This is a genomic window from Candidatus Methylomirabilota bacterium (assembly GCA_035315345.1).
Classification (GTDB): Bacteria; Methylomirabilota; Methylomirabilia; order Rokubacteriales; family CSP1-6; genus CAMLFJ01.
The window spans coordinates 18,381-29,010 of sequence record DATFYA010000137.1 but is presented as its reverse complement, the minus strand read 5'-3'; the positions used below and the strand labels follow the sequence as shown (position 1 = coordinate 29,010).

Sequence of the window (10,630 nt, the reverse complement as noted above, 5' to 3'; positions counted from 1 at the left end):
ACCCCGAGCGCCTCCCGACCCTGCGGGCGGATGCCTGCGAGACGTGCCGGCGGTACCTGATCACGGTGGACGGTCGAAAGGACCCGGCGGCGGTGCCCATCGCGGACGAGCTGGTGGCCCTGCCGCTCGACCTGCACGCGCGAGAGCGTGGCTTCGCCAAGATCGTACCGAACCTCATGGGGATATAAGGAGAGCCACATGGCACGTACGGTCGGCTTCTTCACCGACACCACGCTCTGCATCGGCTGCAAGGCCTGCGAGGTCGCCTGCAAGGAGTGGAACCAGCTCCCCGGTCATACCCCCAAGTTCCTCGACGGCTTCGACAACACCGGCCGGCTCGACGATCAGAACTGGCGACACGTGCAGTTCCACGAGCGCAGCACGCCCAAGGGCGGCGCGGCCTGGAGCATGATGAGCGACGTCTGCAAGCACTGCTCGCTCGCGAGCTGCATGGAGGTGTGCCCCACCAACGCCATCATCCGGACCGAGTTCGACACCGTGTACATCCAGCCCGACGTCTGCAACGGCTGCCGGGACTGCATCGCGGCGTGCCCGTACGCCGTCATCGGCTTCAACGAGAAGACGGGGCTCGCCCAGAAGTGCACGTTCTGCTACGACCGCCTCCAGAACAATCTCATGCCGGCGTGCGCCAAGGCCTGTCCGACCGAGTCGATCAAGTTCGGGGACCTGAGCGAGATGCGCACGGTGGCGACGACGCGACTCCAGCACCTGAAGGCGCAGGGGGTGGCCAATGCCCAGCTCTACGGCGAGCAGGAGTACGGCGGCTTGCACGCGCTGTTCCTGCTGACCGACAAGCCGGAGGCCTACCGGCAGCCCAACACCGCGAATGCGGTGCTGCCGAGTCGCAACAACGTGCGAGGTTACCTGGGCTCGCTGGTGACGGCGGTGCTGGGCGTGGTCGGCGCGGTGATCGCATTCCGCCAGCGCGGCGAGGAGGGCTAGCCATGCCTCAGCACTTCGTCGCCCCGCCGCAGTGGGAGTGGTACATCGTCTGGTACTTCTTCCTCGGCGGCCTGGCCGGGGGCGCATACCTGATCGGCACGTTGCTTCGGCTGCTCGGCGATGCCCGCGACCAGCGCGTCGCCCGGCTCGCGTTCCTGGTCGCGTTTCTCGCGATGGTGATCTGCCCGATCCTGCTCACCCTGGACCTCGGCCACCCCGCCCGGTTCTGGCACATGCTGGTGAACAGCCGGACGGGGGCGCTCAACTTCAAGTACTGGTCTCCAATGTCGGTGGGCGCGTGGGCGCTCCTCGGCTTCGGCTTCTTCGCGACCCTGTCGTTCATCGAGGCCCTGGTGCAGGAAGGCCGGCTCCGGCATGGGCTGGCCCGGGGCATCGCGGATGTGATGGGGAGCGGGCTCGGCCGCGTCTTCATGATCCTCGGCGCGCTGTTCGGGCTGTTCGTGGCAGGGTACACGGGGGTGCTGCTGAGCGTGAGCAACCAGCCGGTCTGGAGCGACACGTGGACGCTGGGCGGGCTGTTCCTGGCCTCCGGGCTGAGCGTGGGAGCGGCGACCCTGGCGATCGTGGCCCGGGCGCGGGCCGATGCGCCGACCACGGAGCGCAAACTTGTCCGTGCAGACCGCGTATTCCTCGTGCTCGAGCTGGTGTTGCTGGCCGCATTCTTCGTCACGCTGGGGACCCTGGCGGGCCGCCTGTTCGCGCCGCGGTGGCTCGCGCTCTGGGCGCTGGTAGCCATCGGGATCCTGGTACCGCTCATCGTATCCCGCGAGCCGGGCGCGGGTCGGCGCGGTGTGCCGGTGCTCGCGGGGTGGTTGGTGCTCCTGGGCGGCCTGGCGCTGCGGATCGTGGTGGTCTTCGGCGCGCAGATGTGACGTGATGAGGATCGGCGTCCTGCTATCTGCCCGCTTCACCGATGCCGGCGACTACCTGGCCGACGCCCGGGCGCTCGACGCCGCCGGGGTGGATTCGCTGTGGCTGCCCGACGACGGCTTCGACCCATGGCTGGTGCTCGCCGGCATCGCGACGGTCACCGGCCGTGCTCGGCTGGCCATCTCGGTCTCGGCTCGTGACGCGGATGCCTCCGACGCGCTCGCGCGGCGGAGGGACACGCTCGACCGGCTCTCCCGCGGGCGCGTGCTCACAGCGGTCGTCGCCGCGGGCGAGCCGACCGGAACCGAGGCGCTGATCGCCCGCGTTCGCCGCGGCGGGCCGGGGCCGGTACTGCTCGAGGCCCTTGGCGGCGGGCACGCGGTGGTGGGAGCCCGGCTCGCCGACGGCCTGGTCGCCGGCGTCGAGTCCGCGCAGTGCCATGCCGCGTTCGACCAGGCACGCGACCGTCGCCGGCGCGACCGGCTGACCGCGCCGTTCGAGCTCTGGACGCGGGGCCCGGCACCCGACGGCCGGGAGCACTGGCGGAGCCTGCTCGCCGCCGCCACCGCGGTCGGCGCCACCGGCCTGATCGTTGCCGCCGGTCCCAGGCTCCTCGATCTCCTGCGCAACGCCGACGAAGACGACGATCGCTCCGATCTGACCCTCGCCCAGGGCTGATTCGAGGTCGCGAAGAACTTGCCGCCCGAGATGTCACGACTCACCCGGAGGTTCAGTCAAATGGCGGACCAGGAGACCGATGGACCGGTGCGCAAGCACATCGAACGACTCGTGAAGGAGCAGCAGCAGATCTACGGACAGAAGACGCTCTCGGACGCTGACCGCCAGCACCTGAAGGGCATCGCGGTCGAGCTCGATCAGTGCTGGGATCTCTTACGTCAACGTCAGGCGCTCCGGGAGTTTGGTCTCGACCCAGACCAAGCACGGATCCGGCCGTCCGAAATCGTCGAGAAGTACGAGTCGTGAACGCCGATGACGGTGAGCGACGGCGTTTCCGCGTCACTATGGCGAGAGCGATGCGACAAGGAGACATCCATGGCTCGACTAGTCAAGCATGACCGTCAGGGTCCGTACAAGCTCGACCGTGACGGTGAAACGCTCTGGATTTGCGGCTGCGGCCTCTCCCTCGATAAGCCGTTCTGCGATGCTACTCACCTGAAGACCCGAGATGAGGAGGAAGGGGCACTCTACGTGTAACGACCCTGATTGCCGTCGGGTGAAGCTTCCGATCGCATACGCGCTGAAGACCCCCGACGAATACTAGTGCGCACGACATTCGCTCCAGCGTTTCGCGAGGGGCCGAGTTGTCCGGATCACCGGCGCATCCGGCCCTGCCCATCCTGGCTCGACTGCGTCCATCATCGCGATGAAGACGCGGCTTGAATGAGATCTTTCCTCAGGAGGCTGCCGCCCAGGGCGTAGAAGTACAGGTAGCCTCGGTACGCGCCCAAGCGCTCGACGCGACGGGTGAGCGATGCCCCCGGCCGAAGGTGCATCAGCGCGCCGAGCCCGCGCGCGGCGCCGACATCGCCCGGGGGAAATACGTCGAGGCGACCGAGACCGCGCAGCAGGACCAGGCTGGCGCTCCAGGGGCCGATGCCCGGCAACTCGACGAGCGCTCTGAGTGCATCGTCCGTCTTCATGCCGGAGATCTTGTCTTCGGCCAGCTCGCCCGACTCGATCGCTCGGGCCAGGTAGCGAAGCGACTCGGCCTTCCGAGAGCTCAGGCCGCACTTCCGCAGCGCTTCGAGGCGCGCCACGGCGACAGCTCGAGCCGTAGGAGGCACATGGAAGCGGCGGCCGCTCTGTTCGAGCTGCTCGCCAAATCGCTCGACGAGTCGCCCCACGATGGCCAGACCCGCCTCCAGGCTCAGCTGCTGGAACGGCACCACGTTGACGAACGTCTCGAACCATTCGGCAAACCGCGGAGGCCGCATGCCGCGTAAGGCCAGCGCGACGGGTCGGAGCCTGCGGTCCGCCTCCACGAGCCGTTGCGGGGGGCCCGCATCCACGTCGAGGCCCAGCACCTTCCGTAGGGTCCGTGCAAGCTGACGCCGCGTCGCGGTGGAAGGGTTGCCGTGGCGCAAGGAGTAGCGCACATCAGGCTCATCAATCGTCCCGCGGTTCTCCACCTCGACCAACGTGAGATCCTCCGACGTCCTCAGCACCCGTACGTAGCGGCCCTGTTCCCAGACCTCGACCAGGTTCGTCGGCCGGCGTTGCAGCACGCGGACGGTGGCCTCGAGATGAAACGGGGCTCGGGTGCTGAGCTGCGTCTCCTGCGATTCCGCTTTCAATAGCCAGTGAACTCCTCCGTCCGGACATCATCATCATCGATGCCAGCATTGTTCAGCATCGTCCGAAGACCTGCGACCATCCGCGGCGGGCCGGCAATGTAGTAGATCGGTCCAGCGAGAACGTTTCCGGGCGACGCCCCTCCCGCATCGTCTCTCAGGTACCTCGAGAGAGTGTCGCGATTGAGGTAGCCGGTGTCTCCCTTCCAGGGCAGGTGCGAGCCGGCCATCCGAGTCATTGTCGGGACGAACGTGAACCTCGGGTTTGTCCGCTCCAGACCGCGCATTTCGTCCAGAAACGGCGCATCCTCCGGACGTCGGTTGGCATAGAAGAGAAAGATCCGGTGCGGCAAGCTCTCGTGTGCCGCCCGGCGCACCATGCTTCGAAACGGGGTAATGCCGATTCCGCCAGCCAGCAGGACCGCAGGGCGGCTGGCGTTGTTGTGCAGCGTGAGGTTTCCGAACGGCCCCTCGACCTTGAGCTCCGTTCCGAGCGGCATCGACCGCAGCACGCGCTTGAAGGCGGTATCACGCAGGCGAGTGGTGAACATCAACTCGGGGTCGTCCGGCGCGTTGTTGATCGAGAAGCCTCGCGTGTTTCCCTCGGCATCCGTTTCAGGAGGATCGATCAGGGTGAGATCCATGAACTGCCCCGACTTGAACGTCATCCCCGACGGCTTCGCGAAGTGAAACTCCAAGGTGCGTTCGGCCACTTCGGCTCGACTCTCCAGCTTCAGCGAATAGACCGGCCACTTGACTTCGGTCGTCATCGTCTTCGTTCTCCTTGCTCCCGTAGCAGTCGGCATGCCAGCGGGCTCGGCGTTATGGGACGTTGGCCTCCTGAGGCCTCGCGTGCCCAATGAGCAGCGCTTCCGCCGCACGCACGACCTGATCCGTGGTGAATCCGAACTCCCGCATCACCACCTCACCCGGCGCCGAGGCTCCGAACCGGTCCAGCGAGATGGTGGCGCCGGCCGTGCCCACCCAGCGTTCCCAGCCCAGGGAGCGCCCGGCCTCGACGGCGAGCCGTGCGGTGACCGAGGCGGGCAGCACACTCTCCCGGTACTCCGGCGTCTGCTCCTCGAACAGTTTCCAGCAAGGCATCGACACCAGCCGTGCCTCGACCCCCTTCGCCGCCAGGGTTTCGCCGGCGGCGACGATGAGCTGGACTTCGGAGCCCGTCGCGATCAGGATGAGGTCCGGCCGGCGTGACGCTTCGGTGTGCCCATTGAGCACATAGGCTCCGCGAGTAAGCCCTTCGGCCGACGCATAGATCGAGCGATCCAGCGTCGGTACGGCCTGACGAGTGAGCGCGAGCGCGGTGGGCCGGTGGCGATTCTCGATGGCGACTCGCCACGCCCACACCGTTTCGTTCGCGTCCGACGGCCGGATGAAGAGCAGGTCGGGGATGGCCCGAAGCGCCAGGAAATGCTCGATCGGCTGGTGAGTGGGACCGTCTTCCCCCAGGCCGATGCTGTCATGCGTGTACACCCAGATCGACCCCAGACGCGACAGCGCGGACAGCCGTACCGCCGGGCGCATGTAGTCGGAGAAGACCAGAAACGTCGACCCATACGGGACGAAGCCGCCGTGATACGCCAATCCGTTCACGATGGCGCCCATGCCATGCTCTCGCACCCCGAAGTGGACATTGCGCCCGGCGGGACTCCAGACGCCTCCGACCGCTCCCTGCACGCCCTCCTCGGACATCGACGGGGGCGCGAAGTCCCCCTGACCCTTGAGTCCCGTGAGCGTGGACGGGTCGAGATCCGCCGATCCGCCCACGAGCTCAGGCAGTCTGACGGCGAGCGCCTGCAGCGTAGCTTCGGACGCCTTGCGGGTGGCGAGGCCTTTCGGGTCCGAGACGAAGATGGGCAGGTCGTCGTCCCACCTGGGCGGCAAGTCGCCGGCCTGCCGGCGGGTCAGCTCCGATGCGAGATCTGGAAAGGTCGCCACATACGCCTCGAGGCGATGGCGCCATTCTTCTTCCCATCGCACACCGCGCTCGACCGCCGAGCGGAAGTGCGCCCGCGCCTCGTCGGGAATGAGGAACGCGGACTCGACCGGCCAGCCCAGGTTCTGCTTGGCGGCCCGCACCTCCTCCGGGCCCAGCGGAGAGCCGTGGGCGTGGAAGGTCCCCTGCTTGAGCGGAGCCCCGAACCCGATGATGGTCCGCACCATGAGCAGCGACGGCCGGTCGGCGACCCGCAAGGCCTCCCGGAGCGCGGCCTCAACCGACATCAGGTCATTGCCGTCTCCGACGCGCTGCACGTGCCAGCCGTAGGCGGAGAATCGCGCGCCCACGTCTTCTTGGAAGGTCAACGAGGTCGTGCCCGAGAGCGTGATGCCATTGTCGTCGTAGAGGACGATCAGCTTGCCGAGCTTGAGGTCGCCGGCGAGCGAACAGGCCTCGGACTGGACTCCCTCCATCATGTCGCCATCGCTCGCGATGACGTAGGTGCGGTGGTTGACGATCTCGTGTCCGGGCCGGTTGAAGCGCGCAGCCAGATGTGCCTCGGCGATGGCCATGCCCACCGCGTTGCCGAGCCCCTGTCCGAGAGGGCCGGTAGTGGCTTCGACGCCAGGCGTCAGGTCGCGCTCCGGATGACCTGGGGTCAGGCTGCCCCACTGTCGGAACCGCTTGATCTGATCGAGCGGCAGGGCATAGCCGGTCAGATGGAGGAGCGCGTACAGGAGCATCGAGCCGTGCCCGGCCGAGAGGACGAACCGGTCGCGGTCCGGCCACTCCGGATTGGTCGGATTGTGCCGTAAGTGCCGCGTCCACAAGACGTACGCCATGGCCGCTGCGCCCATCGGTAGACCCGGGTGTCCGGAATTGGCTTGCTGCACGGCGTCCACGGACAGGAACCGGATGGTGTTGATTGCCAGCTCGTCGAGCGTCGCCCCGGACGTCATCGCTTGCGACCCTCGGGGACCTTTTGCAGCACGAGGTCATGACCGAACCACTTGCGCGGCTCGGCGCTCGGGGCCACTCCTTTCAGCCACGAGCTCAACGCCGCGCGCGCCTTCGTCAAACCGCGCGGCCACAACCAATCCATCAGGATCCGCACGCCGTCATCTCGGGGCGGCTTTTCGTAGCCACGCTTCAGTCTGATCATTGCCGTTATCTCCCTTCTCCGCTGTTTTTGATCACTCGCCGACGCATGATGTCGTTCACGCTGGGGAATGCCTCTTGTGCCGCTCGGGGCACGGGCTTCCACCCTCCCGTGCCTGGCTGGCCCTTGAAATAGTCGAACGGTAGTCCGCCTGGACCAGCCGGCCGACCCACCACGATGCGCCCCACCATCCCCGCGGCTTCGTGGGGCGCGCAGAAGTAATCGTAGACGCCTGACACTCTGAGGGTCACCTCGAAGTGGCTGCCCGGATTGACCAGGAATCCCGAGTCCCACGGCTCCGCCCCCTCGGGGATCCGCAACGAGTGGAGATCGTTTCGAGGATGGTACGCAGTGGTGGTGTGCACGTTGGCGTGCACGATGAAGCGCAACGTCTGGCCCGGCTCGATGCGGATACCGATGGGATCGAACCATACCTTGGTCCCCAGGGTGTCACTCATCATGCGAATCTCGATCGGCGCCGCCGCCCCGCTCGGCCGCGGGAGGGCGAGGCCGGCGAGCCAGAGCCCGCCGGCCTCGAGCAGCGCGCGCCGCGTCAGCATTGCCGCCGGACCCTACTTGAGGCTCGCCGCCTTCTCGGGCGAGACGTACCACACGACGACGTGATAGTGCGGCTCGGGGACGCCGGGATGGCCCGCGTTGTAGTAGAGATCGACGTGGTCTACCTTCTCCTTGGCCGCCCCGAGATTGTTGAACGCCTTGTGGGCGTCGAGGTCCTTCAGGGGGATCATGTAGAGGGAGCTCACGAGTTTTCCATCGCGGTCGTAGGCGAGGAACGGCCCGGCCGGAATCGTAGCGGGGTCCACGTAGAGTGTGCCCATCCCGGGAAGGAAATCGGGGAGCGCCACGAGCGCGCTCACCTTCTGGAACTTCCCGCCCGGCGGCGCGGTCTGCTGCGCCCATGCGGCCGTCGGTGACGCGGCAACGGTGAGGCTCAATGCCAGGATCGTCGCCAGAAAACCATGATGTGGCATGTCCATTCCTCCTGCTGCGGGTGAGATGCGGCGTTGCTCGCGGCCCAACGTCCATGACGGAGGCTCGTCATCAGTTATGTGTCGGATTCGAGGGGAATCTTACGTGCCGAGCACTCTGGCACCGGCGAGGTGCTGTCAGGAGGAAGGGTCGGCTTTTCAGCCTCGAAGCGCACGAAGTCGCGGAGTGTCTCGTATTCGTCGCGACAGACGCGGCACTGCCCGAGGTGCCGGCCGAGGCGGGTCAGGCCCGGCTCCCACGTAGCTCCGGCCAGCTCGAGCTCCACGCCGGCCGAGAGCAGATCGAAGCACTCCGAGCAGGAGATCTCCTCGGGCTCCGCGTCGAAGACGTGTCGCAGCAAGCGTTCGATCGAGCGTGAGTCCATCGCGTTTCCTGCCGTCACATAGTGACCCGGCGCCCGCACATCTTACCCAAGCCGCCGAATTCCCTGCCTCGGCCTGCTGAGCTTTCACCCCTCTGGCCTCGTTCGTCCGACGGCCTTGGCCTCCCGCACCAGCTGCGCGGCATACCCCCACTCGTTGTCGTACCAGCTCATCACCTTCACCAGATCGCCGTCGACGACCTGCGTCAGGGAGCAGTCGATGATCGACGCTCGCGGGTCCTGGATGATGTCCGCCGACACGAGTGCCTCGTCGGACACGCCGACGATGCCGCGGTAACGGCTGCTCGACGCCTCCTCGCGGAACAGGCGGTTCACCTCATCGACGCTGGTCGGCCGCGCGACCAGGCATACGATATCCGCGATCGAACCGACGGGCACCGGGGCCCGGATCGCCACCCCGTCGAACTTGCCCTGGTACTCGGGGAGCACCCGGATCGTGGCCTTCGCGGCCCCGGTCGTCGACGGGACCAGGTTGGTGGCCGCGGCACGTCCACGGCGGCGGTCCCGGTCGGGCCGGTCGACGAGCGCCTGGCTCGCCGTATACGCGTGGGTCGTGGTCATGGTCGCCTTCAGGATCCCGAGCCGGCGGCCGAGGATCTCGATCACGGGGGTGATGCAGTTGGTCGTGCAGCTCGTGCACGAGACGATGCGGGCGCCGCGCTCGGCCCGATTGACGCCGTGGACGATGGCAGGAACGTCACCGCCCTCGACCGGCGCGGAGAGGATGACGAACTTCGCGCCGGCGTCGACATGACGCTCGAGATCCGCTTGCCTGGTGAAGACGCCCGTGCACTCCAGGACGACCGCCACCCCGAGGTCACGCCAGGGCAACTTGTCCAGGCTCTCCTCGCTCAGCGCGACGCAGGATCGGCCGTCGACGACGAGGCGGCCACTCTCTGCGCGAACGTCACGCCCGTAGCGGCCATACACGGAGTCGTGCCCGAGCAGATAGGCGAGCTCCTCCACCGGGGCGAGGTCGTTGACCGCCACCACCTCCAGCTCCCCGTCCTCCATGATCTGCTTGAACGCGGCCCGCCCGACCCGACCGAGCCCATTGATCGCTATCCTGGTCATGACCCATCCCCCCGTTCTCCGACGCTCCCCTCGGCCACGACAGGCGCCCGACGTACCGGAGCGAGCACATGTTGAAAGTGCCTCGCGGACGACCGAGGCCGAGGGGTACACTCTGGAGCGTTAGCGGACGTCCGGAAGGTGCGCGACTGGGCATCGGAGTGACGAGCCCGCAACGCCGGCAACCAGATCCGGCACGCCAGGTTCGCAGGACACGCGACGGAGATCACGCTCACTCCATGGCCTGGCAGAGTCTTCTCGAGTACATCCTGCTGGCCACCAGCTCGCTCTTCGTCATCGTGGACCCGATCGCGACGGTCCCCGCGTTCCTGGCCATGACCCCCAGCTACAGCCCGGAGCATCGGGTCAAGACCGCCCGGCTGGCGTGCGGGGTGGCGGCCGCCGTGCTGCTGCTCTTCGCACTCGCCGGGAAATTGATCTTTCGCTTCCTCGGCATCACCCTGCCCGCCTTTCAGCTTGCGGCCAGCATGATCTTGCTGCTCATCGCCCTGGACATGCTGCGCGCGCAGCGGTCCCGGGTCCAGGAGACGAGCGAAGAGACCATCGCCGGCGCAGCCAAGGAGGACATCGCGGTGACGCCTCTGGCCATCCCCATGCTGGCCGGGCCGGGCGCCATCTCCACGGTCATCGTGCTTCACGGCCAGGCTCGGGGGCTCGCCCAGCAGATCGCGCTGTGTGGCTGCATCCTCGCCGTTTCCCTGGTGAGCTATCTCGTTCTTCGCCTCTCGGCCAGGGGCATGCAGTGGCTGAGTCCCATCGCTCTGCGGATCACGACTCGCGTCATGGGCCTGCTCCTCGCCGCGATCGCGTTCCAGTTCATGCTCAATGCGATCGCGGCCCTCAGGGGGACGGTGTTCCGGTGA

The 10,630-nt window shown here is 67.2% G+C and carries 15 protein-coding genes; 7 read left to right on the top strand and 8 right to left on the bottom strand.

Annotated features, from left to right (window positions below; all coding sequences use genetic code 11):
* The 6 genes from fdhE to VKN16_18720 all read left to right on the top strand — a co-directional run.
* On the top strand, window positions 1-188 hold a 188-nt coding region (gene fdhE, locus VKN16_18745), incomplete at its 5' end, for a formate dehydrogenase accessory protein FdhE (protein HME96251.1).
* A 10-nt stretch (window positions 189-198) separates the two neighbouring features.
* A complete protein-coding gene (locus tag VKN16_18740; protein ID HME96250.1) occupies window positions 199-963 on the top strand; it encodes a 4Fe-4S dicluster domain-containing protein in 765 nt (254 codons plus the stop codon).
* Window positions 964-965: 2 nt separating this feature from the next.
* On the top strand, window positions 966-1,856 hold the full coding sequence (nrfD, locus tag VKN16_18735; GenBank protein HME96249.1) for an NrfD/PsrC family molybdoenzyme membrane anchor subunit: 891 nt from the start codon (window positions 966-968) through the stop codon (window positions 1,854-1,856).
* Window positions 1,857-1,860: 4 nt separating this feature from the next.
* Window positions 1,861-2,532, top strand: coding sequence for an LLM class flavin-dependent oxidoreductase (locus VKN16_18730; GenBank protein ID HME96248.1), 672 nt, complete (start codon window positions 1,861-1,863; stop codon window positions 2,530-2,532).
* Window positions 2,533-2,592: 60 nt separating this feature from the next.
* Window positions 2,593-2,838, top strand: coding sequence for a DUF2630 family protein (locus VKN16_18725; protein ID HME96247.1), 246 nt, complete (start codon window positions 2,593-2,595; stop codon window positions 2,836-2,838).
* A 6-nt stretch (window positions 2,839-2,844) separates the two neighbouring features.
* Entirely contained in the window at window positions 2,845-3,069 is a 225-nt protein-coding gene (locus VKN16_18720; protein ID HME96246.1) for a CDGSH iron-sulfur domain-containing protein, read from the top strand.
* Between the two features lie 161 nt (window positions 3,070-3,230).
* Here VKN16_18720 and VKN16_18715 read toward each other — a convergent pair whose 3' ends face one another.
* From VKN16_18715 to VKN16_18680, 8 genes are all read right to left on the bottom strand, one after another.
* Window positions 3,231-4,169 carry an AlkA N-terminal domain-containing protein gene (locus VKN16_18715; GenBank protein HME96245.1) on the bottom strand — a complete coding sequence of 313 codons (939 nt, stop codon included), beginning with the start codon at window positions 4,167-4,169 and terminating at the stop codon, window positions 3,231-3,233.
* Window positions 4,166-4,936 carry an FAD-dependent oxidoreductase gene (locus VKN16_18710; GenBank protein HME96244.1) on the bottom strand — a complete coding sequence of 257 codons (771 nt, stop codon included), beginning with the start codon at window positions 4,934-4,936 and terminating at the stop codon, window positions 4,166-4,168. The genes VKN16_18715 and VKN16_18710 overlap by 4 nt, the downstream gene beginning before the upstream one ends.
* Window positions 4,937-4,988: 52 nt before the next feature.
* On the bottom strand, window positions 4,989-7,082 hold the full coding sequence (gene tkt, locus VKN16_18705) for a transketolase (protein ID HME96243.1): 2,094 nt from the start codon (window positions 7,080-7,082) through the stop codon (window positions 4,989-4,991).
* The gene (locus tag VKN16_18700; GenBank protein ID HME96242.1) at window positions 7,079-7,285 is read right to left on the bottom strand and encodes a DUF488 family protein; all 207 of its coding nucleotides are present in this window, start codon (window positions 7,283-7,285) and stop codon (window positions 7,079-7,081) included. Before VKN16_18700 ends, tkt begins: the two co-directional genes overlap by 4 nt.
* A gap of 5 nt (window positions 7,286-7,290) precedes the next feature.
* The gene (locus VKN16_18695) at window positions 7,291-7,842 is read right to left on the bottom strand and encodes a plastocyanin/azurin family copper-binding protein (GenBank protein ID HME96241.1); all 552 of its coding nucleotides are present in this window, start codon (window positions 7,840-7,842) and stop codon (window positions 7,291-7,293) included.
* 12 nt (window positions 7,843-7,854) lie between these two features.
* On the bottom strand, window positions 7,855-8,274 hold the full coding sequence (locus VKN16_18690; GenBank protein ID HME96240.1) for a hypothetical protein: 420 nt from the start codon (window positions 8,272-8,274) through the stop codon (window positions 7,855-7,857).
* Between the two features lie 74 nt (window positions 8,275-8,348).
* Window positions 8,349-8,657, bottom strand: a complete 309-nt coding sequence (locus VKN16_18685; protein ID HME96239.1) for a hypothetical protein — start codon at window positions 8,655-8,657, stop codon at window positions 8,349-8,351.
* A gap of 84 nt (window positions 8,658-8,741) precedes the next feature.
* A complete protein-coding gene (locus VKN16_18680; protein HME96238.1) occupies window positions 8,742-9,749 on the bottom strand; it encodes a glyceraldehyde 3-phosphate dehydrogenase NAD-binding domain-containing protein in 1,008 nt (335 codons plus the stop codon).
* Between the two features lie 236 nt (window positions 9,750-9,985).
* Between VKN16_18680 and VKN16_18675 the strand changes: the two genes are divergently transcribed.
* A complete protein-coding gene (locus VKN16_18675) occupies window positions 9,986-10,630 on the top strand; it encodes a MarC family protein (GenBank protein ID HME96237.1) in 645 nt (214 codons plus the stop codon).

What these genes read in the sequence shown, in the direction of transcription:
- VKN16_18740 (HME96250.1), top strand. Translation starts at nt 199, where the DNA reads ATGGCACGTACGGTCGGCTTCTTCACCGACACCACGCTCTGCATCGGC.
- nrfD (HME96249.1), top strand. Translation starts at nt 966, where the DNA reads ATGCCTCAGCACTTCGTCGCCCCGCCGCAGTGGGAGTGGTACATCGTC.
- VKN16_18690 (HME96240.1), bottom strand. Translation starts at nt 8,274, where the DNA reads ATGCCACATCATGGTTTTCTGGCGACGATCCTGGCATTGAGCCTCACC.
- VKN16_18710 (HME96244.1), bottom strand. Translation starts at nt 4,936, where the DNA reads ATGACGACCGAAGTCAAGTGGCCGGTCTATTCGCTGAAGCTGGAGAGT.
- VKN16_18675 (HME96237.1), top strand. Translation starts at nt 9,986, where the DNA reads ATGGCCTGGCAGAGTCTTCTCGAGTACATCCTGCTGGCCACCAGCTCG.
- tkt (HME96243.1), bottom strand. Translation starts at nt 7,082, where the DNA reads ATGACGTCCGGGGCGACGCTCGACGAGCTGGCAATCAACACCATCCGG.
- VKN16_18695 (HME96241.1), bottom strand. Translation starts at nt 7,842, where the DNA reads ATGCTGACGCGGCGCGCGCTGCTCGAGGCCGGCGGGCTCTGGCTCGCC.
- VKN16_18685 (HME96239.1), bottom strand. Translation starts at nt 8,657, where the DNA reads ATGGACTCACGCTCGATCGAACGCTTGCTGCGACACGTCTTCGACGCG.
- VKN16_18730 (HME96248.1), top strand. Translation starts at nt 1,861, where the DNA reads ATGAGGATCGGCGTCCTGCTATCTGCCCGCTTCACCGATGCCGGCGAC.
- VKN16_18725 (HME96247.1), top strand. Translation starts at nt 2,593, where the DNA reads ATGGCGGACCAGGAGACCGATGGACCGGTGCGCAAGCACATCGAACGA.
- VKN16_18720 (HME96246.1), top strand. Translation starts at nt 2,845, where the DNA reads ATGACGGTGAGCGACGGCGTTTCCGCGTCACTATGGCGAGAGCGATGC.
- VKN16_18680 (HME96238.1), bottom strand. Translation starts at nt 9,749, where the DNA reads ATGACCAGGATAGCGATCAATGGGCTCGGTCGGGTCGGGCGGGCCGCG.
- VKN16_18700 (HME96242.1), bottom strand. Translation starts at nt 7,285, where the DNA reads ATGATCAGACTGAAGCGTGGCTACGAAAAGCCGCCCCGAGATGACGGC.